Raw genomic sequence first — 26,530 nt, forward strand, 5'->3', positions numbered from 1 at the left:
TCAATTGGGATGCGCCCTACAGCCCAGGCTTAACATCGATAGCCATATTGCGTCATTGAGTATGGTGCGCCATGTGCACCGGTGTATTACCATGCGTTAATGCGTTTATATTGCTGTAGTTGATATTACTCTCGCCAGAGATCGGTGCGCACGGCGCACCCTACACCTCATCCCATGCTGATCCTGAATCCCTCAACGACTGATATCGCTGTAGCTCTGGCGATGTGCGTCCGGTAAAATACGCCCGGATATTCCCATCCTGACCAGGCCTTACCAGCAGATTATTTATGCCCACGACAGAAAAAGTCAGCGTCAACCACCCTCTTATCAGCATCGCCTTTCTTGCCAATTTGCTGCTGGTGCTTTATTGCATCATCCGCTTCCTGGCGTATTTGTTCCGCCCCAATTATGCAAGCGCAGACATGCTGTCCATCATGATGTTCATGATACCGGTAGGCGTGTCTCTCAGGGCTTGCTCGGAAGGCAGCAGCAGGCTCAGGTGCCTGCTTGCGGTGTTGCTGAATCTGATGTTCTTGCTGATGATCGTCAAGAGCATGTTCCCGGCAAAAAAAGTGTTTGAACCCATCAGCCTGTGGATCAGCATACCCTTTGCCCTGGGGTTTTTAATCAATGCCCTGGTATTGTGGAAAAAGGATGTCTTGCAGATCCGCACGGTCAATGACGAAGCTGAGGGTGGTGAAGCCGGCAACAGCAGCGAGCAGGAAAGCCGCGAACACCACTGGACCATGACCCGCGTGGTCTTGCCACGCCTGTTGCAGGGCGAGGGAGCTGCCAGCTTTGTTGCCAGCCTCAAGCAAGATGGCACGGCCATCTTCACCCGCATCTGGGTTAATTTTGGCAAAAGCAATATCAGCGACGCCAACAAGATCGTGCCCTGCCGCGGCATCGCCGTCTACACGGACACAAGCCCATCCGGCAAAGAGCTGATCACCATACAGATGCCCAGGGCCATCGCCAGAGGAGAAGCCCATTTCATGGCCATCGCCTCAAACGGCCAGGACTCGGGCTACCAGACCTTCAGCCTTGAATACAGCATCATGCCACGTGGCGGCAAAGCCTTCACCATGCTGACCGGCATACAAAATGGCTGCCGCAGCAACTACGGCCTGGGGCCAGTGCCGGACAAGGATGCGTTTGTGAAAGCTGTCACTGCCCTGCTGGAAAAACCAGAACCACCCATGACGGCGATGAACGTGCCGTCGCTGTGAGCAATACAGGATGTAGGTACGATTAGCGCAAGCGTAATCGTACGCATGTCAGCGTTTGCCAGTCGTTAAGATTACAATTTTTATGCATTGCTTTTCCGGGGAACGACATCTCATTGAGAAGGTAATTCATTCTGCGCAGTCTTTGAAAGACTGTAATTTCTCAGAGATATCATGCGTACGATTACGCGCTGCTAATCGTACCTACGCGGACTACAAACCAAGGCTACTATGCGCAAGCAAATCAGAGATGAAGTTATTTCTATCACTCCCATCGACGCCATCGAGCGTGATGATATTTCTCGTTGTCTTGCATGGATAGACTCTGGAACTGATTTGTGTCGCGTTGCAAAGCCAGCCACGCCGCCCATGCATCTTGTATCCTATGTTGTCGTTGTAGATGACGGGCATATCCTGCTGGTCGATCACAGGAATGCGCAGTTGTGGCTTCCACCAGGTGGCCATGTTGAGCCAGGAGAACACCCGCGTGTCACAGTTGATCGTGAATTGGAAGAGGAACTCGGCTTTGTAGCATCACATCCCATAGAACCACCTCTATTCGTGACCATCACGACGACTGTTGGGCTTACGGCCGGACATACCGATGTTTCGCTATGGTACGTAGTACGCGCCAGCCGTCACCACAGCTTCAAATTTGACGAAGCTGAGGAGGGTGAGTTTAGGGATGCACGCTGGTTTCCGTTCAACGAAGTTCCACTTGAGCGCACGGACCCGCATATGAAACGCTTCCTTACCAAGCTGGAAAATAACAAGCTCTTAGCGTCATGACGCAGGTTCAATTAGTGACGTAGGTACGATTATGCGCTGCTAATTGTATCTACGCGGGCTGTAGGATGTTTTTCTGGAATGTCGCCAGCCTTACCCAAGATCAGCGAGCGACAAAAACATTGTCCAGACCAAGCCTGATGAAATTACTTCAAACCCAGTTTGTCGGGGCTGACTTTAGGGGGTTCTTTGACACTTTGCAGAAGACGGCTGGAGGGTGTGTCCGGCATATTCAGACATTCACGCTGATCAAACGCAGGAATAGACATCTTGGGTACAGGGGACATCTTCTCGAAAGCCGTGCTGCCAGCAGGTTCTGGCTTGAGAAAAACCACGGATTTTTCTGGTGCTGGTGGCCCTGGGCCATCCCAGACTTTATTTTTCAAGTCTTTTTCGTACTGCTTTGCATGTTGCTGCAACCTGTCTTTGTACTTGGCAGTTTCGTCGGCATTGGTATTCCACTTCTCGTAAATAGTGCCAATATTTTCAGAATGTGCGTGTTTCTTTTTATCGAGATAAGTTGCGATACCATATGACACATTTGATTCAGGTTTAAATCGATCGTAATTGCCATTGACTGTAAAACCATCAATTTTCTGAGTACCACTAAGCCGGTTTTTTGTGTCTTTAGCAGTTTCATCAGTAATGGCAAAGACGCCGGACGCAGAAGAAATACGAGAAGTTGTAGCGGCATCAGGATTAAATCCTGACTCCACTTCAGCAAGCGCTAATAAATTAGCGATATCATGTTGCGGCAACCTGGCCTTCGTTGCTTGCTGGATGATTTCCTTTTGCACTCCAAATTTGACATGATCATTTGCGTCCCCCCAGTCTCGGCTATTACCTAATGACTCAGGTGTCATGGGCACACCATGCTTGCTCAAGTTTGTTGAATGTCCTGACATATTACTTTTCCTTACGAAGCCGACGATCAACATACACTTCTTCTATCGTCACCATATTTCCAGCCGCATCTGTTTCGTAGCTAATCTTTTCATCAAAGTTATGCGGCAATTTTTTTGGCTTGCTATTTGTTGCGCCAAACATAGTCCTGTCAGACCCGAGAAATTCGCCAGTCTCAGAAAAATAATCACTCCACTCGCAGCCTTTGCAGTTGCCCAGATTGGTTGAACGTAGTATGACCTTGTTTTTCTTATTACTTCCTTTAACACACAACATTCCAGTAATAAGTGACTGATCCTTGAGGTAATTTTCATAGAGGTAGAATTTCTCAGTCAACTTACCTGTAATCCCATGGCGTAATTGTGCCCTCTGCAAAAAGCACTGCTCTTCAGCGCTTTTATCCAACTGGCAAAATGTCTCCACTTTGACATCAAGCTGCTCGCAATGCAGTTTGGCCTCATTGACATAAGGGCCGCCCGTTGCTGGCCCTGCGGCATAGGCGAGAAGCGGAAATAAAGCACAGCCCACGCTCAGACCGAGCAGTACACAAAAACCTGGCAAATACTTGTTCATCATAGGGCTTCCAAGGTGCTTATCGAATATCAATACATGACCATTATACAACACTGTGTTTTACTTTGATTATCCTAAACATGATGCCTAGCGAAGCGTTGTGATCATGCCGCATTGTCAATGAAGCTGATCATGAACATTCAAGGTGTGCCAGGATCAGAGCTGCAAACTTTTTAGCATCAGCATCCTAAAGCTTGGGTGCAGCCTGATGCGCCATATTTGCTGAATAAAAAAACCCGCTACACAAGCGGGTTCTTTTGATGATGACAGCGTTCAAGAACATCTGTCTTATCTGTATTCTTATCTGTATTCTTAGCTGCGACTCACCTGCAATCAGCCGGTTCCAGCATCACTTTCCAGGTTTCGCTGGAGAGATCATTGAGTGAATGTGGCTGGGTTTTAAAATTATATTCCACCCTGGCCTTGGCTTTGTAAAACGCCTGCATATTCCCTTTGCAATAGGACGCGATCATCTCTTTTTTGAATTTCTCTTTCTGGCTGTCAGTCGCTTCAAACTTGAATGCTTCTGTGGCATACATGCGGGCCACGCGGTCGACGTACTCTGCCTTGTCGATGCGGATACCGTTCTCCAGTGTCATCGGCAGTTTTTGCTGCACCCTGTCAAATTGAGCTTTAATCTCTACATCATCGGATGCTGCCTTGATGTCGCCCTTGTTCATCGTATAGACGACCTTGGCCACAACGCCAAGTACCAGAAGCATGGAGAGAAAACGAAACATGGTGCAAACCTTCCCGGGTTAAAGTGCCTGCGCATGCCTCAATAAAGGCGCGCGGGCTTTTTGTTTTATGTGAAGACAGACCTGCACGCATGGCCTTGCAGGTGCACATGCGTAGATGGACGTATCAGTTTTATGGTTTTTAATACAAGTATGTGAATGGCGACAGAGAGCAAAATTACTGGTGAGAAATATGCAAACCCATTGCGCAAAGCAGCGCGCATTTTATCAATGATTGTTGGGCTGGGGAAGAAAATGTCAGGGCCAGGCGGGCGTTTTTTGCGGAGCTTGACAGATTAGTCAAGCGCAGCAATTCAAGGCGATGAAACCCGCCGTCATGTAAAGCGAGTTCGAGATGGCAGGGGCAACAGGGTATGTGGTCAAGGCGATAATGTAAGGCGCATTGCAATGCGCCCTACAGTCTGGCTGATCCTACCCGTGTGAGTAACATCAGCCACGAACATCTAACAACACTCAAAAATTACGCGCGACCACCACGCCCTGGTAAGTTGTGATGTACAGGGCATCATTGCTGAACACCACAGACTGCGGTTTTGACAATACGCCTGGCAAGGGGCCGGTGGTAAAGCCTTCCTGGCCGGGGGTGCCGATCAGTGTCGTGACTACGCCTGCCGGGGTGATTTTGCGTACGGTATTGTTGTCGGTATCAGCCACATACAAATTGCCTTTGGTGTCGATAGTCATGCCTTGCGGGCGGTTGAAGCGGGCGGCGGTGCCTGTGCCATCGGCACTGCCCGGCTGAAATTCGACACCGGCAAAAACACTGCTGACGCCTGCGCTGGAAATCTTGAAGATCACATGGCTGCCGCCGTCTGCCACATACAGATTGCCACTGCTGTCCATCGCCATGCCATTGGATATATAAGGTGTTCCACGTCCCTCATCAAAAGGCTTGTAGGTGGCAGCCTGCGTCAGCGGGATGCTGGCATAGGTGCTGACCTGGCCAGTAGCGGTGACTTTGCGTATGGCCTGGTTGACCATGTCAGCCACCAGCATGTCGCCATTACCCATGTTGACGATACCATTTGGCGATTTGAACCTGGCTTCGCTGCCCTTGCCATCGACCAGACCAAACTTCCACTCCACACCCGCCACTGGCGTGATCACACCGGCGGGGTTGATCTGGCGGATAGTGCCTACGGTATCGGCGACATACACATTGCCATTGACATCTGTTGCCAGGCCACCGATCTGGCCAAAATTGGCAGACACGCCAGCTATGGTACTGACCACCCCTGCCGCTGTGACCTTGCGCACGATGTGTTTGCCAGACATAAAATCATTGAGGTAAAGATTGCCGTAGATGTCTGCGGCCAGGTTACCAGGCGCATAAAACCCGGCAGTTGCGCCTACGCCATCGAGGGCATACCTGATGTTGATGGCACCCGCCAGCGTCGTGACCACACCGGCTGCATTGATTTTGCGCACGTTGAAATTGCCTGCATCTGCTACATACAGGTTACCCGCGCTGTCACCAACGATGGCCACAGGCTGGGCAAATCTGGCGGCCACGCCAGTGCCATCGTCTATCCCTACTTGTCCGCTGCTACCGGCCACGGTGCTGACCATGCCTGCCTGTGTGATCTTGCGGATGACGCTGTTGAAAGTGTCAGCCACAAAGATATTGCCAGCCGTATCGACAGCCACTGCACGCGGGGTATTGAAACGGGATACAGCGACTGTGCCATCGACGCTGCCGGTCTCACCGGCACGGCCAGCGACGGTAGTGACTGCGCCTGCGGGTGTCATCTTGCGTATGCTGTGATTGTAGCTGTCTGCAATATAGACATTGCCAGCATTATCGGTCGCCAGGCCAGAGGGCCAGAAAAAACGGGCATTGCTACCCTGGCCATCATCTGCCGCACTGACCCCGGGTTTGCCTGCGATAGTCGTGACCATGCCTGCCGGTGTCAGCTTGCGTATGGTGTGCTCATCCGCGATATACAGGTTGCCTGCGCTGTCTATGGTCATGCCTGAGAGCATGGCAAAGCTGGCAGCACTGCCCTGCCCGTCTGCCATCGCGGCGGAACACACACTGCCAGCCAGCGTTGATGAGACGGCAGCGGGTGTCAGTTTGCGCACCACGCAGGCGTAAGGGTCGAGCACATAGATATTGCCTGCAGCATCACTTGCCATGTGCTGTGCCTTAAAGAACTTGACACTGCTGCCGCTTCCTTCTGCATAACCAAATTCGCCTCCGGCAAAGGTCGTGACCGCGCCTGCTGGCGTTATCTTGCGCACACGCTTGTCGTCACCGACATAGAGATTGCCGCTGGTATCGAGCGTGATGCCATTGAGGCCACTGAAGCGCGCGTTTGTCCCCGTGCCATCAACAATGCCAGGACCACCGACATTACCGGCAAGCAGAGCAATACTGCCTGTGCCAGCTGTGGTACCTGTGTTGGTGCCTGTCGTATTACCTGTGCTGCCTGTTGTTCCGCTGGTCGTACCAGGAGAGACAGCACCAGGCGCTGCACTGCCACCACCGCCACAAGCAGTGAGTATGGCTGCGGTGACGAGACAGCTCAGGGAGGCGCGAAAAGGAATGCCACAAAGAGAATGACTAAAAGCTTTGAATGTAATCATGAGCGGATACGGGTGGGTGAACAAGCAAGCAGACTGGCCGGTCCATGTATGGGTTAAAGCTGAACCATGTCCGGGTGCACCAACCGCTAATGCAGCGGCACAAGAATGCCAAATTGCAAACATATTACCACATTTGAATATCTTTACCGTAAGCAACTATATTGGCGATAGCATTTCACGAATGCATCTGTCTTCATCTACCACCAAGAAAATATCTGAAAACGGTGAGATTCGAACTCACGGCCCCCGACAGCGATTGCTGTATTTAGACAGGTGCATTCAACCGCTCTGCCACGTTTTCAAAATTCTTATTGCCACACACTCGGTACGCGCAAATTTTATCCCTGCCCAATCTCGTCCTGCTTGGCAGCGAACGTCGCTGGATGACAGATCAAGTCTGGCATGACGGCGGTAATATTGATGGCTATCCTGGTGCGCGCGGTGGGACTCGAACCCACATGCCAGAGGCGCTGGTGTTTAAGACCAGCGTGTATACCATTCCACCACACGCGCTTAAATCATTTTTCAAGCGGCTTTGGAGTGAGTACCCGGAGTCGAACCAGGATAAGTGAACATATGCGGAGTCACAATCCTCGACTTTCACCGTTATTTATGCCCTCCAAAGCAGGGTAATTTTTTCCTTTATCGCTGAACCTTTGCCTGGTCTGGTAGGGTGCGCCGTGCGCACCGGCACAAACGTTTCGTTGATCAACGATGGTGCGCACGGCGCACCCTACAAAATCATGCAAGACTCAAACTGGTCGGAGTGCGAGGATTTGAACCCCGGACCTTCTGCTCCCAAAGCAGTTGCGCTACCAGACTGCGCTACACTCCGAAAAAACTTTTCACTACTCAATACTGGAAGGGGATCAAGGATTCGAACCCAGTGGACTGTGAAAGTGAAAGCGAAAGTGAAGGACATGTGCCCGGCGAATCAGGGCAAGGCGCAAAACACAGCGATAGCGGGGCTATCGCGAGTATTTGCAACGCAGCCATGATCGTCGCGCACATGGCAGGCACTTCGCTTTTCACTTTCACAGTTCACTAATATGCCGGATTCAAATTCCGGTGCCTGGCCTCTTGGCTAATCCCCTGTAATACTGGTGCGCGCGGAGGGACTTGAACCCTCAATCCTTTCGGCACTGGTTTCTAAGACCAGCATGTATCCCAATTCCACCACACGCGCATACAACTCTCTCGCTCACCGGCATGTATGCAGATGCGCTTACTCACTGGCGGAAACGGTGAGACTCGAACTCACGGGACCTTTCAGCCCTACTGTCTTCCAGACAGCTGCAATGGCCGCTCTGCCACGTTTCCAAATTTCTAAATACTGGTGCGCATGGAGGGACTCGAACCCTCAAACCTTGCGGTGCTGGTTTTTGAAACCAGCGTGTATTCCAATTCCACCACATGCGCATTTATTCATTCTTCAACCTGCTTTGGGGTGACCACCCGGAATCGAACCGGGATAAGCGGAATCACAATCCGCGACTTTCACCGTTAAGCTATGGACACCCCAAAGCAGGCTGATCTTTTCTTTCATTGCTGAACCTTTACTTGTTCTCGTAAGGTGCGCCGTGCGCACCAGCACACCCGTTTCGTTGATCAACGATGGTGCGCACGGCGCACCCTACCAAGCTGCAAAGTCAGGGTGTAGAGAACGCCGTTTACCACGACGCTCTCTACGGAACGATGCAACGTTCTAACTGGTCGGAGTGCGAGGATTTGAACCCCGGACCTTCTGCTCCCAAAGCAGTTGCGCTACCAGACTGCGCTACACTCCGAAAAAACTTTTTCACTTCTCAAACTGGCAGGGGACCAAGGATTCGAACCTAGTGGACTGTGAAAGTGAAAGCGAAAGTGAAGGACATGTGCCCGGCGAATCAGGGCAAGGCGCAAAACACAGCGATAGCGGGACTATCGCGAGTATTTGCAACGCAGCCATGATCGTCGCGCACATGGCAGGCACTTCGCTTTTCACTTTCACAGTTCACTAATATGCCGGATTCAAATTCCGGTGCCTGGCATCTTGGTTAATCCCCTATATAACTGGTGCGCACGGAGGGACTTGAACCCTCAATCCTTTCGGCACTGACTTCTGAGGCCAGCGTGTATTCCAATTCCACCACATGCGCTTCATTCATTCTTCAACCTGCTTTGGGGTGACCACTCGGAATCGAACCGGGATAAGCGGAATCACAATCCGCGACTTTCACCGTTAAGCTATGGCCACACCAAAGCAGGCTGATTATTTCCTTTCATCGCTGAACCTCTGCCTGGTCTCGTAGGGTGCGCCGTGCGCACCATCACACACGTTTCGTTAATCAGCGATGGTGCGCACGGCGCACCCTACAAAATCATGCAAGACTCAAACTGGTCGGAGTGCGAGGATTTGAACCCCGGACCTTCTGCTCCCAAAGCAGCTGCGCTACCAGGCTGCGCTACACTCCGAAAAAACTTTTCACTACTTAATACTGGAAGGGGATCAAGGATTCGAACCTTGGTATGCCGGATTCAAATTCCGGTGCCTGGCCTCTTGGCTAATCCCCTATATAACTGGTGCGCACGGAGGGACTTGAACCCTCAATCCTTTCGGCACTGACTTCTGAGGCCAGCGTGTATTCCAATTCCACCACATGCGCTTCATTCATTCTTCAACCTGCTTTGGGGTGACCACCCGGAATCGAACCGGGATAAGCGGAATCACAATCCGCGACTTTCACCGTTAAGCTATGGCCACCCCAAAGCAGGCTGATTTCTCTTTCATTGTCATTCGTTCGCTATCCTGAGTCTGCGATGACTTCGCAAATTCAGGATGTAGAGAACGCCGTTTACTACGACGCCCTCTACGGAACGATGCAACGTTCAAACTGGTCGGAGTGCGAGGATTTGAACCTCGGACCTTCTGCTCCCAAAGCAGTTGCGCTACCAGGCTGCGCCACACTCCGATATGACTGTTAATGCCTGCTGCGATCTGCAATCAGGCTAAAAATTCTGCGGTATAAAACTAAAAAGCCCGGTGCGTTAATCGCATCCGGGCTTGTCGCTACAGGTGGCCTGACCATTAACTGGTGAGGCTTGCCTGTGGGGTTTCCCCCCGGATGTTGAGCTGCACGCATGCGCCCAGATGATGCAAGGGCAAGGCGAAGAGCGGGCTGGGCAATGTTGGCAGTGCTGGCTGCGACTGCAGGTCAGTGGCCAAATGGGATGGGAGCGATGCTGCATCCAGCAGCGCTGCGCCAGCCTGTGCCATGCCCTGCGCAACGAGGCGCAGGTTCTGGTGCAGTTGTTGGAGTAGCGTTGCGTTCACAATAGGTCCTGTTCTTTAAAATTGATGTTGGTATTCAAGTGGGTGTTGCTGTATTCGATGGATGTATCTTGCCATAGGTTTTTAAATAAAACAAGCATGGCATGACGAATTTATTCAATTAATTGATATATTTTTGCAACAGGTGGGCATTTCGGCAGGAAATTAAGCAGCGGATGTGTGCATGTCCACACTATGAAAAAGGCTTATTTTATTGAAATTTATGCTAGAGTAAATTACATCAAAATATTTTTTTCTGCTTGAAGTTTAGTGTAACTGGACAGAATTTTTAGCATCACACATGCGCTTGACTTACAGATGCCAATCGCGAGTGTGAAGTTTTAGTCCCCTCCCCTTCAAGGGGAAGGAGCAAAAACATCCTCCCTTGCATTCCCCACCGGAGTAATCCATGCCACAAACCAGCACAGACAACACCAAGCCCGCCTCGCCACTCTGGCAGAACTGGAGCCAGAACCTGTTTTACCAGGGCGATAATTATTACTACACGCCACGCACGCGCGCAGAATTACAAGCAATTGTCAGTACAGCCGCTGCACAAAACAAACAACTGCGTGTGTCCGGCCAGCGCCATTCACAAACCCCGCTGGTGGCCAGCAGCGAGACGCCTGCGAGTGGCGTCGTTATCCTTGATCTGTCCTGCTATGCAGACCTGGGCCGCGAAGGTGACCAGCGCATGCAAATCAGCAGCGATGGCAAGAGCGTTACCGTGAACACTGGCGTGCGTGAAGATGAGCTTGATGCCTTCCTGACGCAAAACAAACTGATGCTCGAAACCGTGACCGCCGGTGGCTTCTTCAGCCTTGGTGGCATGACAGCGGTGGATGTGCATGGTGCGACCGTGCAGGCACCTATCTTTGCCGAGACCGTGAGCGCCTTTGCCATCATGGGGCCCAGCGGCATCGTCAATACCATCGACGCCAGCACACCCAAGGTGGGTGCATGGTCACCACTGCAATTTGCCCGCGTGTCACTGGGCAGCCTGGGTATCGTGACTGCCGTTACCATCAGCGTCTTGCCGCGCCCTTTTGCCAATTGTCTGGCTGCAGGCATCAGTGACTTTGTGTGGGAGAATGCCGCCAATTTCGGTGCTGGCCTGTCTGCCCTGCTGGCCTCCAAATCCAGGGTAGAAACCTTCTTCAACCCCTATGCACTGACCGGCACCAGCAACTTCACGGCAGCATGGTGGAATGTAGAAAGCGGCTCAGGTGTAGCCCCCGTGGCAGAACCCACGACAGATGCCTGCCAGCTCGCACAAAAAAATGAATTCGGTGCCCCCTATCTGCCTTTCGCTGAAAAAATCGCCGAAGACGCCGCCATCTATGCGCAAAGCTTTGATGCGCCCATCGTCGGTACCGCAGCAGCAGCCCTGATCACTTCGACGGCGATATCCGTCATCAAGGGTGAGGTCAAGGCCGCTGCGCAAAAGAATTCTGACCTGTGGCTGGGTGATGCCGCCAGGGTCATTTTCATGTCTTACTTTATCGAGCTGCCTGACCTGGGCCCAGAAAGTTTATCCACAGTCTGGGGTGCTCTGAAATCCATCAGTGACAAGGTCAACAAGAGCAGCAACTTTCACATCGCTGCACCGATGGAATTTCGCTTCATCAAGGGTGGCAACACCGCCATGGCAGGCACCTACACTACCAACACCGACGCCTACTTCGTCAACCTTGACCTGATCGCCTTTGTCGCCGTGCACGAAGACAAGAGCGGTCTCGACTACCCGACCAAGCTGCTGAATTTTTTTGCCGAAGTCGAGAGCGAATGGGTCGCCCTCGGTGGCTGGCCTCACAATGGCAAGATGTATGGTTTCTATGATCCCACCACCGGGCCGGGTACCGGCACTCAGCCCTTCAACCCGGCATTTCTGAAGCAGTTACGCAACCGCCGAGCAGAGCGCGTGCAGGCCTTTGATGATTACCGCCAGAGTTGTGACCCTACCGGGATGTTTGTGAATGCTTATGTGGCGAGGCTGATGGGGAGTGATGCTGCCGTTGTAATGATATTCGGGGCGATGTCCGCGAAAGGGATAAGCGTAGCGGTGACGTAGGGCTCATTGCAATGCGCCCTACGTCACGGCGATGGTGGGAAATGGGGAATGTAGGTACGATTAGCATCGCGTAATCGTACGCATGCTATACGCAGCGATATCAAGATACTCGCACGCATATCTTCATGCAATATCCAGGCTATCTGGCAATTTTCTTTTTCTGAACAGCCGCAGCAGAACCCTGGCCAGCACCATCTGGCGCACGAATAAAATCCACAAATGCACGCAAGGGTGCAGGCAGGTGTCGCCGCCCTGAATAATATAAAAACGGCCCTGGAAAACTCAGCCACCAATCCTGCAATATGGGCTGCAACTGCCCCGATGCCATGTAGGGAGCAAGCCATTCTTCAAACAGATAGATGACGCCATGGCCAGCCACCGCTGCATTGACTGCCAGATCCATCACGGTGGGCGTGACGATCAGGGGGCCGCTGGGGTCTAGGCTTAATTTTTGCCCATCGCGCTCAAACTCCCACGGAAAAATAGCACCGCTAAGAAATTTTCCACGCAGGCAGGCATGCTGCAACAAATCACGCGGGTGCTCAGGTATGCCCCGCCTGGCGAGATAGGCAGGTGCAGCAGCGACAGCAAAACGTTGGGTCAGCGGGCCGATGGGGACGGCGATCATGTCTTGTTCCAGCCGTTCACCATAACGTATGCCAGCATCACACCCGCTTGCCACGACATCGACAAAATTATTGTCGATGACGATGTCGAGCAGGATATCCGGGTATTTGCGCATGAATTGATCGACGATGGGTTGCAGGAAAAAAAGCACCGCACTGACTGGCACATTGAGTCGCAAGGTGCCGCGCGGGCTGTCGCGCAAATCGTTGAGCACATCCAGTGCACTGGCAACATCGTTGAGTGCGGGTTGCAGGCGGCTCAGCAATAGCGCACCGGCCTCGGTTGGCGTGACGCTGCGGGTCGTGCGCAATAGCAGCCGTATGCCTAGCTGGCTTTCCAGCCGCCTAACTGACTCGCTCAGTGCCGAAGCGGATTGCCCGCTGGCACGCGCAGCCTGGCGGAAGCCGCGATGCTGCACGACCAGCGCAAAGGTGGACAGGTCAGCCAGGGAATGCAAGTCTGTGGTCATGGTTGGAATGCTCCATTGTGCGGAATATCGTACAAGCCGTGCGGAATTGCCCTGATTATCACACAGTAAGACTCTCGCTATGATGTCTCCATGCCCTGCCCCACCACGCAATGAACGCTAAATGAGCGCAAAACAGGGGCCTGGCAAACCTGTCAACCATCACCCTGGAGTTTTTATGAGCACTTATTCCCCCTCCCGCGACCAGTTCACACCTGCGCATTGCGACATTGCATTCAATCGCATGGGCTACGGTGCCATGCAACTTGCTGGCCCGCATGTATGGGGCCCACCCAAAGACCGCGCTGCTGCCGTGGCAGTGTTGCGTGCAGCCATAGAGCTGGGCATCAACCATATCGATACCTCGGATTTTTATGGGCCGCATGTGACCAACCAGATCATCTGCGAAGCGCTGCATCCCTACCGCGATGGGCTGACCATCGTCACCAAGATAGGTTTCAAGCGTGGCGAAGATCAGTCATGGCTGCCCGCAGCATCTGCCCAGGAATTGCGTGACGCCGTCCACGACAACCTGCGCAACCTGCGGCTGGAAGCGCTGGACGTAGTCAACCTGCGTGCACCTGGTGTAGCTGGCCCGGACGGCTCATCACTCGCCTCAGCACTGGATACCATGCTGCGCCTGAAACAAGAAGGCCTGATCCGCCACATAGGGCTCAGCAATGTCGATATGCAGCAACTGACAGAAGCGCAGCAGATCACTGACATTGTCTGCGTACAAAACCAGTACAACCTGGCGTATCGCGGTGACGACGCCATGATCGATACACTGGCTGCACAGGGTATCGCCTATGTACCGTTTTTCCCGCTCGGCGGATTTACACCTTTGCAGTCGGACGTGTTGACGCAGGTGGCAGCAAGACTGCAAGCCCAGCCCATGCAAGTGGCACTGGCGTGGCTGCTGCAACGTGCACCTAATATCCTCGTCATCCCTGGTACTTCGTCAGTGGCCCATCTGCAAGACAATGTCGCAGCGGGTGCACTGCAACTTGATGAGGCGGCATTGGTGGCGTTGAATAATATGTAAAAGCAAATGAGTAACCAGCGTCAGGTCAATATCCGTCTTAAACCGGCTATCATTATTTAATGTCAAAGATAATGCGGCAATCTTGGCAAAACGGATAATCGTAGGGCGCATTGTAATGCGCCCTACTGCACTGACGACCTCATTCGCATAACATCATTCTTCTTGCTCAAGCTCGGCGATATGCGCACGGATGTAGGCCTGTCGCGCCGATTCAATTGAATCGTTGATCGCATAATAGCGGCTCATAATATCTGTCTGTTCGGTCTTCGGTAGCGCGGCGATGCCGAGCGCGTCCCGGGCTTGTTCCACCCGGTCGTAGAAATGCGCATATAAGGCAATCGATTCCGCATACAAGGCAGCTCCTGCTTCGTGACCGATGCGTTGCAGGCCACGATAAGTCGGGCCGTACAGGTGGGCGCGTTCGATGCCAGACGTGTCGCTTTGCGCACGTGCGAAATACTGGTTCATGGCGCCATTGTTAACATCCCCTTGCCAGTCCAGTGTGGCGTAGATTTCCAGCATCGGTTCCGATATTGGCTTGCCGGCTTCGACACGGGCAGGGATAAAGAAATACAAGCCGTCATCGAGTTCATAGTCCTTGATTTGGGCGATAAGCGCAGCATCGTAGCGGCGCCGGTACACGAATGAAGGCGCCGAGCGCCGGGAATCAGTTTCCAATTCCCGGACAGATGAAAATGGCGTGCCTTCCCAAAAATAGTGCAGTTGTATGCCACCTTCAGGCAACACGTCGATGTTGCAGTGGTAAAGCGGGCCTAGCGGCTCGGAACGCGATGCATCCCATAGTGCCTCCATCAATTGGCTGAAGCTGCCTTCATCTTCTTGCGTGTCGGAAGTGAAATTGTAGATATCGGTCTTGACGCGATCCTGCTCGCCCGAGGTGATCGAGCCGGAATACCCGATGAATCCGCTATCGAGTTTGCAGCGTATCGTGCCGGATGGCAGCGCGCCTTTGATGTTGGCTTTGAACCAGTCGCGCAGATGGGCTTCGGCTTGTTTCATGTGACCTTTCCTTTGCAATACCGTCCAGCCAGAACTTGTACGATTCTGAAAATTAGCTATTGACGATGAGCGCGCATTTTATACCTGAGTATGCGGTTCGCCAACAGCGTTATGACAGGGTTGATATGTAAGCGTTCATTTCAGTCCAACATCACCCCACCGATCCAAATCATGCAAGTCTGAACGTCCTGGAGTGTCAGCAGACATGTGCTTCCGGACGCGTGGCGTAAGCTGAAGCCTCTCCTGCGAAGAGCTTGCCACTTTTCGATTGCACACCATATCAAGAAATTTTGTGACGATATGCGGAAAGGGAGGTGCATTGCAATGCGCCGTATGTGAACGTCGTGCACGGCACAGATTATTTTCCAAGCGTGTTGTGAGACACATGCGGCGCATTGCAATGCGCCCTACATCACGACGTTGATTAAAGGCCAGCGTATGCGGCCAATGGAAGCACTTGTTCGCGGCTGAAGCCGCTCCCACGAAAAGTTCAACGTTTTTGATTGAACACCGTATCAAGAAATCTTGGAGCATCATGCATCCGACGCTACAGTAGCAAGAAGCATCACTACAATGCCCTTACCCCCTCATTCATTTACATTTAAAGCTATTGCAACACTGTTGCAAAATAATTTGAATTACTTTATGATCCTGAAAAATGCAATTGTGTTGCAAATAGGCTTGAGATAACAAGCCATGTGCGTGCCAGATGCATGGTGGATGCTTCCTGTTTGCTTGAGGTGCTGAGCTGCACGCACGCCTTTGCAGGCGTTGCTCATAGCTGGAAAATTGAGATACACAAAGATAAGCACAGACTGATTTCAGTCTGTTTTTTTTAAACCGGTAATGCAACAAAGTTGCATTTAAAGATAAAGACGGGAATTGATACGTCGCACTTCTGCCATTGGAAGCGCCTGGCCTGGTGCCATCCCTATCAAGACTCAGTCACACATCTGCCACCTACCGCAAACCCAGACACAGGACCCATCATGCCCAACCCCACGCTCTTGCCCGTCACCGTACTCTCCGGCTTTTTGGGTGCAGGTAAAACCACCCTGCTCAATCACATCCTCAACAACCGTGAAGGCAAGCGGGTGGCTGTGATTGTCAATGATATGTCCGAGGTGAACATCGATGCTGAGCTGGTGCGGCAAGGCGGGGCCGAGTTATCGCGGGCGGATGAAAAGCTGGTGGAGATGAGCAATGGCTGCATTTGCTGCACCCTGCGGGAGGACTTGCTGATAGAAATCCAGCGGCTCGCGAATGAGCAGCGCTTTGATTACCTGCTCATAGAATCTACCGGCATATCTGAACCCATGCCCGTGGCCGAGACCTTTACTTTCCGTGATGAAGAAGGCCGCAGCCTTTCTGATATTGCGCGGCTGGACACCATGGTCACGGTGGTGGATGCCTATAACTTCTTGCGCGACTATGCCTCGGGCGACAGCCTTAACCAGCGCGGCACTTCCATGGGTGAAGAGGATGAACGCACTGTGGTTGACCTGCTGGTCGAGCAGATAGAGTTTTGCGATGTCATCGTGCTCAACAAGGCTGACATGGTCAGTGCTGCCGAGTTTGAGCGACTGAGCCAGATATTGCAGGCGCTGAACCCGCGTGCAGATATCGTGCCTTGCAGTTTTTCGAATGTGCCGCTGGAGCGGATATTGAACACAGGTCGTTTCAATTTTGAACAGGCATCTGCCGCACCGGGCTGGCTGAAAGAACTGCGCGGCGAGCACGTGCCTGAGAGTGAAGAATACGGCATACGCAGCTTTGCCTACCGCGCGCGCAGGCCGTTTCACCCGCAGCGTTTCTGGTCTTGCATACACCAGGGCTTTGCGGGTGTGGTGCGGTCAAAAGGCTATTTCTGGCTGGCGACGCGCATGGATATCGCGGGTGAGTGGTCGCAGGCGGGCGGCATTTGCCGTCACCATGAAGCAGGCTTGTGGTGGTCTGCCGTCAACAAGGCAGAGTGGCCGCAGGATGCAGATTACCAGCAGCATATTTTAAGCAAATGCATAGAACCCCACGGCGACCGTCGCCAGGAGCTGGTGTTCATTGGTGTGGACATGGATCAGGCTGCAATAGAGGCGACGCTGGATGCCTGTCTGCTGACGAATGCAGAAATGGCGCAAGGGCCAGCAAGCTGGATCAACTATGACGACCCTTTCCCATCGTGGATGGAAACGGATGATGGCGAAGACGAGGAAGCCAGCGACGCAATCACAGCACACGTGGAGGCTTTAGTATGAACAAACTGATCCCCCTGACCCTGCTCACTGCATTGCAAACGATAGCAATCAACAGCAGCGCCCACGAAGCCCATGTACACGGCAGCGCGACTGTCTTGCTGGCGCAGGATGGCAACAGGCTGACGCTGGAATTTGACAGCCCTCTGGATAACCTGCTGGGCTTTGAACATGCGCCGCGCACGGACAAGCAAAAGCAGGCCGCCAAGGCTTTGCTTGATCTCATGCAAAAGCCGGATACCTTATTGAAGCTCAATGGCGATGCAGACTGCCAGCTAACCACGGTGAAAGTGGTTGCGCCTGTTTTACAAGCTACCAGTACAGCCAAGGATGAACATGCAAACCTGCACGCCGAATACGAATATGCCTGCACCAAAGTCGCCGCATTAAAGTCGCTGCAACTGAGTTTGTTTGATGCCTTCCCTGCGATACACAAGGTCGATGCGCAAATGGCAGGTGCGCGTGGGCAGGTGGCAGCAACACTGACACCAAAACAACGCATGCTGGCATGGTGATGTCAGCAATGGAAAAAGGCAGCAGCACTGCACTGAGCCTGAGCAACGTACAGTTTCGCTGGCAGGCCGGGCAGGCAGCTTGTCTGGACATAGAAAACTTCAGCATCAGCAAGGGTGAAAGCGTGTTCCTGTACGGCCCCAGTGGCAGTGGCAAGAGCACGCTGTTGTCGCTGGCGGGTGGCATCATCACGCCGCAGCGCGGACAGGTCACGGTACTGGGTAGTGACCTGGGTGCCTTGTCTGGTGCAGCGCGTGACCGTTTGCGGGTGGATCATGCGGGATTTATTTTTCAGCAGTTCAACCTCATTCCTTATCTGTCTATGCTGGAAAATGTCTTGCTGCCTTGCCGCCTCTCGGTGCGGCGGCAGCAACGTGCCAGTGCAGCGCATGGCAGCCCGCGCGAGGCGGCAGTGGCTTTGCTGGATACCCTGGGGCTGGATGCCAACCTCTACCAGCGCCATGTCACAGGACTGAGCATAGGCCAGCAACAGCGGGTGGCGGCAGCGCGTGCGCTGATAGGCCAGCCAGAAATCATCATCGCTGATGAACCTACATCGGCACTGGATGCGGACAGACAAAAAGATTTTATCGCGCTCATTTTGCAGCAATGCGCCAGCCATGGCAGCAGCCTGTTATTTGTCAGCCATGACCACAGGCTGGCCAGCCAGTTTAACCGCGAGCTGGACTTGCAAAAAATTAACCGCGTGGAGCAGCACTGATGTTTTCGCAGTTATTCTATTTCTTGCGGCTGGCCGGCAAAAGCGCCTGGAACCGCCGCCTGACGCTGGGCCTGATGCTGTTTGTCATTAGCCTGTCGGTCTGCCTGTTGCTGGCAGTTGAGCGGCTGCGCAATGATGCGCGTGAGGGTTTTTCGCATGCCATCTCCGGCACTGACCTGGTCGTGGGTGCGCGTACCAGCCCGGTGCAACTGATGCTGTATGCGGTGTTTCGTATCGGTGCGGCGACCAATAATATTGCCTGGCAAAGTTACCAGGATTTGCTGCATGACCCGGCGGTGGCCTGGGCTGTGCCGCTGTCGCTGGGTGACTCGCATCGCGGCTTTGCGGTGGTGGGTACCACGCCAGATTATTTCAGCCGTTTTCGCTATGGTGATGCGCAAGGCCTGCAACTGCGGGCGGGGCAGGCTTTTGCCGGGGATGCAGATCATTTGTTTGACGCCGTCATTGGGGCGGATGTGGCAGACAACCTCGGCTATCAGGTCGGCACAAAAATCACCCTCAGTCATGGTACTGGCGATGCTGCATTGGCTGAGCATGCCGACAAACCTTTCAAGGTAGTGGGTGTGCTGGCACGCACGGGCACACCGGTCGATAGCAGCGTGCATATCAGCCTGCAAGCCATGCAGGCTATCCATCTTGACTGGCAGGGCGGTGCGCCTGTACCTGGATTTTCTATCGCCGCCGAGCATGCGCGCAAGTTTGATTTGCAGCCAAAAGAAATCACTGCCGTGCTGGTGGGCCTGCACAAGCGCAGCATGGTGTTTCGCTTGCAAAGGCAAATCAACACTAAAAATGGAGATGCCTTGCTGGCCGTGCTGCCAGGCGTGGCGCTGGATCAGTTGTGGCAAGTCATCAGCATCATTGAACGGGTCTTGCTGGCGATGTCGTCCCTGCTGGTGGTACTTGGCAGTGCAGGCTTGCTGGCGGTGATGCTGGCCAGCCTTAATGAGCGCAGGCGTGAGCTGGCGATTTTGCGCTCTGCCGGTGCCGGGCCTGGTCATTTGTTTTTGATGCTGATGTTTGAGAGCCTGGGCCTGACCATTGCAGGGGCCATCAGCGGCCTGCTCTTGCTTGATGTACTGACGCTGGCGGGCAAGGACTGGGTACAGATGCATTACGGCATACTCATCAAACCCGGTCTCGTCAATGCGACAGAAATCCCGCTGCTAGGTATGGTGGTACTGATGGGCATGCTGACCAGCCTGGTGCCGGCATGGCTGGCTTACCGTAATTCACTGGCGGATGGTTTGACACCGCGCCTGTAGAAATGAGAGAACAACGATGAAACCAAAACATCAATCCCGCTTTGCTTACCAGTTCTGGCTGGGCAGCGCCTGCTGTATTTTATTCATGCTGACTGCCTGGCTGCTGATGTCTGCCGGGTCTGCACAGGCCAGCGGGCAATACAAGGTAGGGGACAGGCTGCCGCAAAACAAGGCTGCGGCAGCATCGGCATCAGCATCAGCAACACCGGCGCCAGCGTCGACCATCAAACCAGCAGCCACGCCTGTCGCCAGCGACAGCTATAAGGAAATCCGCTGGGAAGCCCTGATCCCCAAGAACTGGGACCCGAGCAAGGACTTCAAGAACCTGGACATGAATTTCCTCAACGATGGCGACCCACGCGCCATGGCCGCCCTGCAAACCATGCGCGAAGCCTGGGACAAGGCACCAGTCGAAGCCAGCCTCAACGGCACGCGCATCAGGATACCCGGCTTCATCGTGCCGCTGGATGGCGAACGCGGCAAGCTGCGCGAATTTTTGCTAGTCCCCTACTTCGGTGGCTGCATCCACACCCCGCCACCACCTGCGAACCAGATCATCGACGTGGTGCTCGACAAGCCTGCGAAGATACAGATGATGGATGCGGTATGGGTCAGCGGTGTGCTGGAGACGACGCGTAGTGATACGTCCATGGGTAGTGCGGGGTATCGCCTCAAGGGGGTGAAGGTGGAGGCTTATGTTTATCCGAAGTAGTTTAGCTCGCAGGTCAAGCGAGCGTAAATTGGGTCGGAGCGTAGGTTGGGCTACGGTTTACCAGCCCAACACTGGGCCTCAGCAAACGTATACGTCATTTAAACGCCGAGTGTTGGGCTGATGAAGCGTAGCCCAACCTACGCCCCAGCCCAACCTACGGTATTTCAACCTACGTCCCCAAATCAATTTTTCAATTTCCCCAGGAACCCCATGCACTACAAACACCTCACCCTGCTCATCGCCGCCGCATACCCCGCGTTCACCCACGCACAGGAATCAACCCAAACCGAAGTCCTCATCAAAGCACAAAGACAAAACTACCGCAGCATCTCCGCCACCGGTGCCACCAAGACCGATGCCTTGCTGGCTGACCTGCCGCAAAGCGTGCGGGTATTGACGGCTGACCTGCTCAAGGACAATGGCGTCACCAGCCTCAACAATGCGCTGGACCTGACCAGTGGCATTGCGCGGCAAAGCAATCTGGGTGGTTTGTGGGACAGCTATGCCATGCGCGGTTTTACCGGCGACCCTAATTTTGGGTCTGATTACATGGTCAATGGTTTCAGTTCCAGCCGTGGCTACAATGGCTTGCGCGATACTGCAAGTACGCAATCCATCGAGATATTGAAGGGGCCATCGTCGGCACTGTATGGCCGTGGCGAACCGGGTGGCACGGTGAATATCATGACCAAGAAACCGCGCTTCAAGCCTGAGTATGATGTTGACCTGACGCTGGCCAGCCACCAGACTTACCGCATCGCTGCCGACCTGACCGGGTCAGTCAGCGACAATATCGCCTACCGCATCAATGCCGCAGCAGAACAGGGTGACAGCTACCGCGATACCATCAACAGCAAGCGCAGCTTTGTCTCGCCTTCGCTGGTGTGGCTGATAGGTGAGCGTACTACCCTCTCGTATGAACTCGAAGCCAGTGAGCAAAAAACACCGTTTGACCGTGGCGTTCTGGCTGTGAATGGCAAGCTGGGCCTGATACCCAATTCACGCTTTCTGGGTGAACCAGGGGACGGCCTGATGACGGTGAAGTCACTGGGCCACCAGGTGTTTGTGCAGCATGATTTTAACCAGCAATGGTCGCTGCAAAGCGGCTTGTCTTATCGTGACAGTGCGCTCAATGGCTACTCCAGCGAGGCAAATAATCTGCTGGCAGATGAACGTAGCTTGCGTCGCCAGCGCCGCTACCGTGATTTTTCTGCGACGGATAAATCTGCGCGGGTGGAACTGGTCGGCAAGTTTGACACTGCGGCCATCAAACACCATGTCTTGCTGGGTGTGGACACCTACCAGTTTGATGACAGCCGCGTGCAGTTGCGCCGCAATCCATCGGCCACCAACGCCTATGCAATCGACATCTACAATCCTGTGTATGGCAAGAATGCCGACCCGCTGACGCTGTCCGTCAACACCCTGGAAAACCAGCGTGCACGTGGCCTCTACCTGCAAGACCAGCTTGATCTTGGCACACAATGGAAGGCTCTGCTGGGCCTGCGCAGCGACCATTATGACCAGACCCTGACTAATTACCGTGCATCAGTCGCCAGCAGCCAGTCACTCAGTGCCACCAGCCCGCGTGCTGGCCTGGTGTATCAGCCGATAAAGGGCATATCGCTGTATGCCAATGTCGCAAAAGGCTTTCGCCCGAATAGCGGCATCAGCATCAGTAACACCGCTTTCCCGGCAGAAGAAAGCCGCTCTTATGAAGTGGGCCTCAAGTTTGATACACCGGATAACAAGACCAGCGCCACCATTGCGCTCTACCGTATCAAGAAAAGCAATGTGCTGACCACCAACCCGGCCAATACCGATTTCTCGATTGCGGCAGGTGAAGTGGGCAGCAAGGGGCTGGAGCTGGATGTGGCGGGCGACATCGCCACTGACCTGCGCCTGTCTGCCGCCTATGCCTATACCGATGCAACCGTGACCAAAGGCGACAACACCATCATCACTGGCAGCCGTTTCCCGAATGTGGCCAAGCATAGCGCCAATCTCATCCTGAGCCAGTTATTCGCCATAGGCACAGCCAGGGCCAGCGTGGGTGCGGGTATCAATTATGTGGGTGAACGCCTGGGTGACGTGGCGGTTTCTTCCAGCTTTGTGCTGCCAGCTTACACAACGGTGAAACTCATGTCTTCGTACAGCCCGAGCAAAACCACGCGGGTGTCGCTGAATGTGGATAACCTGTTCAACAAACGCTATTACGCCAGTTCATATAGCCAGTTATGGGTCGCGCCGGGGGCTGAGCGCAGTATCAGCCTCACTCTGCATCAGCAATTCTGATGGACTTGGCGGCTCAAAAAACCAGCCAGCGCATCAGCGGTATCGATGCGCTGCGCGGCCTGGTCATGATGATCATGATGTTTGATCATGTGCGCGAGACTTTCTTTTTGCATCAGCAAGTGAGCGACCCCATGGACATGGGCCAGACTGCGCCAGCACTGTTCTTCACGCGGCTGGCGGCGCATCTGTGCGCGCCGGTGTTTGTGTTTCTGACTGGTTTGTCGGCATGGCTGTATGCAAACCCGCCATCTGGGCCGCGCGATGCAAGTAACTTTCTCATCAAGCGTGGTTTGCTGCTGGTAGCGCTGGAGCTGACAGTAGTCAATTTCGCCTGGGCCGGGCAATTCCCGCCTGCGACGATTTACCTGCAAGTGATCTGGGTCATCGGCCTTTGCATGATTATCCTCGGCCTGCTGCACAAGCTGCCACCGCTGTTATTGGGCACACTGGGCCTACTGATCGTGGGTGGACACAATGCCCTGGCTGACTTGAGTATCGCACCTGGCACGGTGTGGTATACCCTGTGGGCTTTGCTGCTGCACCGTGGCTATCTGATCAGTGATGTTTCGATCAGCGTCAAGGTCAGCTACCCCCTGCTGGCGTGGATAGGCATCATCTTGCTGGGTTATGTTGCTGGTAGTTTGTATGCAGCAGGCATCAGTGCAGCACGCCGCCAACGCCTGCTGACTATCCTGGGCATCACTGCCCTGCTTATGTTTGCCGTGCTGCGCGCAGTGAATGGCTATGGCGAAACCCAGCCCTGGCAAGATCATGGCAATAGCCTGCTGACGCTGATGTCTTTCGTCAACCTGACCAAATACCCGCCCTCGCTGGACTTTGCCCTGTTGACGCTGGGTACAGGCATGTGTTGTTTAGCCTTACTGGAAAAGTATCCTGGCAAGTTAAGCCGCATCGCCAGCGTATTTGGTGGCGCACCCATGTTTTACTACCTGCTGCATCTGTATGTCTTGCTGGCTTTGCAGCACCTGATGCTTGCTGTGTATGGTGCTAATCATGGGCAGCGTTTTGGCGTCGATCATGTCTGGCAAATCTGGTTGATTGCTGCGGCCCTGATACCCGTACTGTATTACCCCTGCCGCGCCTTTGCGCGTTACAAACGGCAAAGCGGGAAGGCATGGGTTAAGTATTTTTGATAGGTAGGGATCGCCCAGTAGGGTGCGCCGTGCGCACCGTCGTCGCATACAAAAACGGTGCGCATGGCGCACCCTACGAAACCCGCAAACATCGCAGGTTAAGGCTGTGGCACAGCCGTAACGGGAGGCGCATTGCAATGCGCCCTATCTTACGTCTACGCTTATGGCTATGATTCAGAATCTACCGGAGCAGGCGGACAAAACCACGCAAGTTCCAGCCCATCCCGTGCCATTGCGGCTTCATCGAGTATGGGGGCAAATGGCACGACAGCCTGCTGCTCCAGCCTGGCATACAGCTCTGCCGCAAAGCGGTGTGCATAGTCTTCTTTGGTGGCTTTGGTCTTACCCGCCCACTCTTCAGTCGTGCTACGTTTGTAATCGACGTGATGGCCGGTCTCATGCAAGAGTGTGCGGTACAAAATGGTATTGCGCATGGCCTGGGCATCAGATGAAATTGAATAACCCTGGCGAGTTCGGGTGATGGCATGGCCATCTTGCTGCAGACGGGCCAGCTCACGCTGGCTTTCCTGGCTCAGCGATTTTGGCCATGTATAGCCAGCCAGGTTATGCGCCTCGATGACAATGGCGGCACCAGGCTGCTTGCTTATCTCAAACGAGAATATCGCCCTTCCCCAGCACGGACGCAGGATACGCTGCTTGCGCGTGGGCTGGCGCAGCACGATGAAATCAAAAGCAGATAAAACTTCTGGCGGGCAATGCGCAATTACCCTGCAGATATCATCGATGCTGCAGGCATAAAAACAGTCAGACCGGGTTGGTTCGACAAAGAAACGCATTTCACGCCCGGCGATATCGCGCCTGACCAGCACGTGCGTAGTCAACTTCTCATAAAAAATTTCGCCCCAGGCTTCTGGCACAACCATGCGGTTGTCATTGCCATGACCCTGGGCTTTGGTGCCTATGTTTTTATTCCTGCGGGTGGGGTTCCAGGCGCGGTGCATAGATCATGAATGATGTTGAGAACAGCATCGATTCTAATGCAATGCGCGTGATATCACTTGGCAGGGTGCGCCGTGCGCACCTTTTTCCTGAGACGGATATGGTGCGTCAAGACGCACCCTGCGGGGTAATTTCTTCCCGGCTCAATACTTGACGATATACGTCAGCGCAAAATACGGTGGCCGGTTTTCATGGGCCTGGCCGCCGCCGGTTTTGTCTGTGCCGCCTATATAGGTGTTATACCTGGTTTCATAAGGCAGGTCAGAGTCGTTGTTACCTTCAAATGAACGGTTATGCAAACCAAAATCACCGTTGTTGATGGTGTGCGAGTGGGATGGTATCTGGTCTGTGGTGAGCGTTACGCTCTCAAGACCACCGGTTGCGTTGGTGGCATAGTTACTCAAGCCTGCACCCTGCCCTGAACCAACGACAAAGCGGCTGCGCAGGTCTGGCAGTGTGCCGTTAACCAACATGGGATACAGGTTAGGATAAGTTGCCTGGTCGATGCGCGTGCCATCGCATAGCAGCCAGCCATTCGGCGCGCTTTGTCCCAGAAAGCTGATGACCGTGCCAACCGGCATGGCGATCAGGGCAACTACCGAGCTGCTGTCTGCGGGGAGTTCGGCATCGAGTGTATATGTCATCATCCAGTCCTTTTATCTGAGTTGCACAGCGAGGGGTTAAGCGGCATAAGGCATAAGACATCAGAACACCCTGGGCGACCAGAGCGAGCGCCATTAATTGACATAACAATAATTGTTAATTAATTAAATTTCAAGCTTAATTCGCAAATAGCGTGCAAATCCTGGGAAAGATGAACATTACTATCTTCAAGGCAAGCTGAAATCAAAAGTGTAAAAATGCTGCCCTTCCTTGATATCGATGCTCATGCTGCCGCTGATGCCTGTCAGCTCATCGGTACCCGAATCCGGCACAACCTGCACCGTCAGTTGCGGTTGTCCCCGGTTCATCAGGCCGGTATGCATGAGCACGAAGCTGCCTTTTCTACCCAACAGGCTACCGCTCACCCTTTCTATCGCAACATAGCCTGCCGAGCCCTTGACCTCGCCCATTGCAGACATCATCTCGCCCAGGCTATGGGCTTGCAGGTCACCATGGAATTGCTTGTCTATCGTCATTCGGCCCAGCTTTGCTGCCTCGATGCCCGGTGCGGCGGCTTGCGGGCTGAGTTTGACTTCAAATGTGCCGCTGACCTTATGCGTGTTTTGCATGCGCTGCTCCTTTACAATGGTGGATGGGAATGCTGCA

Annotated in this window: 21 protein-coding genes and 15 tRNA genes; 11 read left to right on the plus strand and 25 right to left on the minus strand. The window is 53.6% G+C overall.

The window, feature by feature from the left end; all coding sequences use genetic code 11:
* The first annotated feature begins 287 nt into the window (after nt 1-287).
* Together UNDYM_RS21295 and UNDYM_RS21300 are read left to right on the plus strand one after the other, a co-directional pair.
* Complete coding sequence (locus UNDYM_RS21295) at nt 288-1,229, plus strand: hypothetical protein (protein ID WP_162042861.1); 942 nt, start codon at nt 288-290, stop codon at nt 1,227-1,229.
* Nucleotides 1,230-1,457: 228 nt separating this feature from the next.
* A complete protein-coding gene (locus tag UNDYM_RS21300) occupies nt 1,458-2,015 on the plus strand; it encodes an NUDIX hydrolase (RefSeq protein WP_162042862.1) in 558 nt (185 codons plus the stop codon).
* A gap of 143 nt (nt 2,016-2,158) precedes the next feature.
* Here UNDYM_RS21300 and UNDYM_RS21305 read toward each other — a convergent pair whose 3' ends face one another.
* The 20 genes from UNDYM_RS21305 to UNDYM_RS21400 all read right to left on the minus strand — a co-directional run bounded on the left by UNDYM_RS21305 (nt 2,159) and on the right by UNDYM_RS21400 (nt 10,145).
* Nucleotides 2,159-2,950, minus strand: a complete 792-nt coding sequence (locus tag UNDYM_RS21305; RefSeq protein ID WP_162042863.1) for a transglycosylase SLT domain-containing protein — start codon at nt 2,948-2,950, stop codon at nt 2,159-2,161.
* Nucleotides 2,919-3,488, minus strand: a complete 570-nt coding sequence (locus UNDYM_RS21310; RefSeq protein WP_162042864.1) for a hypothetical protein — start codon at nt 3,486-3,488, stop codon at nt 2,919-2,921. Before UNDYM_RS21310 ends, UNDYM_RS21305 begins: the two co-directional genes overlap by 32 nt.
* 323 nt (nt 3,489-3,811) lie before the next feature.
* Entirely contained in the window at nt 3,812-4,228 is a 417-nt protein-coding gene (locus UNDYM_RS21315) for a hypothetical protein (RefSeq protein ID WP_162042865.1), read from the minus strand.
* A gap of 471 nt (nt 4,229-4,699) precedes the next feature.
* Nucleotides 4,700-6,832 carry an SMP-30/gluconolactonase/LRE family protein gene (locus UNDYM_RS21320; protein ID WP_162042866.1) on the minus strand — a complete coding sequence of 711 codons (2,133 nt, stop codon included), beginning with the start codon at nt 6,830-6,832 and terminating at the stop codon, nt 4,700-4,702.
* 216 nt (nt 6,833-7,048) lie between these two features.
* Nucleotides 7,049-7,133, minus strand: a tRNA-OTHER gene (locus UNDYM_RS21325).
* A 129-nt stretch (nt 7,134-7,262) separates the two neighbouring features.
* Nucleotides 7,263-7,345, minus strand: a tRNA-Leu gene (locus UNDYM_RS21330).
* Nucleotides 7,346-7,590: 245 nt separating this feature from the next.
* Nucleotides 7,591-7,667, minus strand: a tRNA-Pro gene (locus UNDYM_RS21335).
* A 266-nt stretch (nt 7,668-7,933) separates the two neighbouring features.
* Nucleotides 7,934-8,018, minus strand: a tRNA-Leu gene (locus UNDYM_RS21340).
* A gap of 47 nt (nt 8,019-8,065) precedes the next feature.
* Nucleotides 8,066-8,152 (minus strand) — tRNA-Ser (locus tag UNDYM_RS21345).
* 14 nt (nt 8,153-8,166) lie between these two features.
* Nucleotides 8,167-8,251, minus strand: a tRNA-Leu gene (locus UNDYM_RS21350).
* A 24-nt stretch (nt 8,252-8,275) separates the two neighbouring features.
* Nucleotides 8,276-8,350: transfer RNA gene (locus UNDYM_RS21355), tRNA-His, on the minus strand.
* Nucleotides 8,351-8,542: 192 nt separating this feature from the next.
* A tRNA-Pro gene (locus tag UNDYM_RS21360) sits at nt 8,543-8,619 on the minus strand.
* A 266-nt stretch (nt 8,620-8,885) separates the two neighbouring features.
* A tRNA-Leu gene (locus UNDYM_RS21365) sits at nt 8,886-8,970 on the minus strand.
* A 23-nt stretch (nt 8,971-8,993) separates the two neighbouring features.
* Nucleotides 8,994-9,068 (minus strand) — tRNA-His (locus tag UNDYM_RS21370).
* A gap of 141 nt (nt 9,069-9,209) precedes the next feature.
* Nucleotides 9,210-9,286: transfer RNA gene (locus UNDYM_RS21375), tRNA-Pro, on the minus strand.
* A 24-nt stretch (nt 9,287-9,310) separates the two neighbouring features.
* Nucleotides 9,311-9,385: transfer RNA gene (locus UNDYM_RS21380), tRNA-Gln, on the minus strand.
* 7 nt (nt 9,386-9,392) lie between these two features.
* Nucleotides 9,393-9,477: transfer RNA gene (locus UNDYM_RS21385), tRNA-Leu, on the minus strand.
* Between the two features lie 23 nt (nt 9,478-9,500).
* Nucleotides 9,501-9,575, minus strand: a tRNA-His gene (locus UNDYM_RS21390).
* 131 nt (nt 9,576-9,706) lie between these two features.
* Nucleotides 9,707-9,783, minus strand: a tRNA-Pro gene (locus tag UNDYM_RS21395).
* Nucleotides 9,784-9,899: 116 nt separating this feature from the next.
* A complete protein-coding gene (locus tag UNDYM_RS21400; protein ID WP_162042867.1) occupies nt 9,900-10,145 on the minus strand; it encodes a hypothetical protein in 246 nt (81 codons plus the stop codon).
* Between the two features lie 406 nt (nt 10,146-10,551).
* Here UNDYM_RS21400 and UNDYM_RS21405 point away from each other — a divergent pair, with 406 nt between their 5' ends.
* Nucleotides 10,552-12,213: an FAD-binding protein gene (locus UNDYM_RS21405; RefSeq protein WP_162042868.1), complete on the plus strand. Its 1,662-nt coding sequence runs from the start codon at nt 10,552-10,554 to the stop codon at nt 12,211-12,213.
* Between the two features lie 139 nt (nt 12,214-12,352).
* Here UNDYM_RS21405 and UNDYM_RS21410 read toward each other — a convergent pair whose 3' ends face one another.
* Nucleotides 12,353-13,309 carry a LysR family transcriptional regulator gene (locus UNDYM_RS21410; protein WP_162042869.1) on the minus strand — a complete coding sequence of 319 codons (957 nt, stop codon included), beginning with the start codon at nt 13,307-13,309 and terminating at the stop codon, nt 12,353-12,355.
* 175 nt (nt 13,310-13,484) lie between these two features.
* Between UNDYM_RS21410 and UNDYM_RS21415 the strand changes: the two genes are divergently transcribed.
* Entirely contained in the window at nt 13,485-14,351 is an 867-nt protein-coding gene (locus UNDYM_RS21415) for an oxidoreductase (protein ID WP_162042870.1), read from the plus strand.
* Nucleotides 14,352-14,504: 153 nt separating this feature from the next.
* On the opposite strand, the gene UNDYM_RS21420 is transcribed toward UNDYM_RS21415, so the two are convergent.
* The gene (locus tag UNDYM_RS21420) at nt 14,505-15,371 is read right to left on the minus strand and encodes a DUF4375 domain-containing protein (RefSeq protein WP_162042871.1); all 867 of its coding nucleotides are present in this window, start codon (nt 15,369-15,371) and stop codon (nt 14,505-14,507) included.
* Between the two features lie 989 nt (nt 15,372-16,360).
* On the opposite strand from UNDYM_RS21420, the gene zigA reads away from it, so the two are divergent.
* The 7 genes from zigA to UNDYM_RS21455 all read left to right on the plus strand — a co-directional run bounded on the left by zigA (nt 16,361) and on the right by UNDYM_RS21455 (nt 24,301).
* The gene (gene zigA / locus UNDYM_RS21425) at nt 16,361-17,623 is read left to right on the plus strand and encodes a zinc metallochaperone GTPase ZigA (RefSeq protein ID WP_162042872.1); all 1,263 of its coding nucleotides are present in this window, start codon (nt 16,361-16,363) and stop codon (nt 17,621-17,623) included.
* Nucleotides 17,620-18,135: a DUF2796 domain-containing protein gene (locus tag UNDYM_RS21430; protein ID WP_162042873.1), complete on the plus strand. Its 516-nt coding sequence runs from the start codon at nt 17,620-17,622 to the stop codon at nt 18,133-18,135. The genes zigA and UNDYM_RS21430 overlap by 4 nt, the downstream gene beginning before the upstream one ends.
* Nucleotides 18,135-18,854 carry an ABC transporter ATP-binding protein gene (locus UNDYM_RS21435; RefSeq protein WP_162042874.1) on the plus strand — a complete coding sequence of 240 codons (720 nt, stop codon included), beginning with the start codon at nt 18,135-18,137 and terminating at the stop codon, nt 18,852-18,854. The genes UNDYM_RS21430 and UNDYM_RS21435 overlap by 1 nt, the downstream gene beginning before the upstream one ends.
* Complete coding sequence (locus UNDYM_RS21440; RefSeq protein WP_162042875.1) at nt 18,854-20,140, plus strand: ABC transporter permease; 1,287 nt, start codon at nt 18,854-18,856, stop codon at nt 20,138-20,140. Before UNDYM_RS21435 ends, UNDYM_RS21440 begins: the two co-directional genes overlap by 1 nt.
* A 16-nt stretch (nt 20,141-20,156) precedes the next feature.
* Nucleotides 20,157-20,852 (plus strand): DUF3299 domain-containing protein, encoded by a 696-nt coding sequence (locus UNDYM_RS21445; protein WP_232063561.1) that lies wholly within the window; start codon nt 20,157-20,159, stop codon nt 20,850-20,852.
* Nucleotides 20,853-21,062: 210 nt separating this feature from the next.
* Entirely contained in the window at nt 21,063-23,147 is a 2,085-nt protein-coding gene (locus tag UNDYM_RS21450) for a TonB-dependent siderophore receptor (protein ID WP_162042876.1), read from the plus strand.
* Nucleotides 23,147-24,301 (plus strand): DUF1624 domain-containing protein, encoded by a 1,155-nt coding sequence (locus UNDYM_RS21455; protein ID WP_162042877.1) that lies wholly within the window; start codon nt 23,147-23,149, stop codon nt 24,299-24,301. The genes UNDYM_RS21450 and UNDYM_RS21455 overlap by 1 nt, the downstream gene beginning before the upstream one ends.
* Nucleotides 24,302-24,468: 167 nt before the next feature.
* Here UNDYM_RS21455 and UNDYM_RS21460 read toward each other — a convergent pair whose 3' ends face one another.
* The 3 genes from UNDYM_RS21460 to UNDYM_RS21470 form a co-directional block, all read right to left on the minus strand.
* Nucleotides 24,469-25,263 carry a hypothetical protein gene (locus tag UNDYM_RS21460; protein ID WP_162042878.1) on the minus strand — a complete coding sequence of 265 codons (795 nt, stop codon included), beginning with the start codon at nt 25,261-25,263 and terminating at the stop codon, nt 24,469-24,471.
* A gap of 141 nt (nt 25,264-25,404) precedes the next feature.
* Complete coding sequence (locus UNDYM_RS21465) at nt 25,405-25,905, minus strand: phage tail protein (RefSeq protein WP_162042879.1); 501 nt, start codon at nt 25,903-25,905, stop codon at nt 25,405-25,407.
* A 186-nt stretch (nt 25,906-26,091) separates the two neighbouring features.
* A complete protein-coding gene (locus UNDYM_RS21470; RefSeq protein ID WP_162042880.1) occupies nt 26,092-26,493 on the minus strand; it encodes a DUF3224 domain-containing protein in 402 nt (133 codons plus the stop codon).
* Nucleotides 26,494-26,530 lie beyond the last annotated feature (37 nt).

The organism is Undibacterium sp. YM2 (assembly GCF_009937975.1).
Lineage (GTDB): Bacteria > Pseudomonadota > Gammaproteobacteria > Burkholderiales > Burkholderiaceae_D > Undibacterium.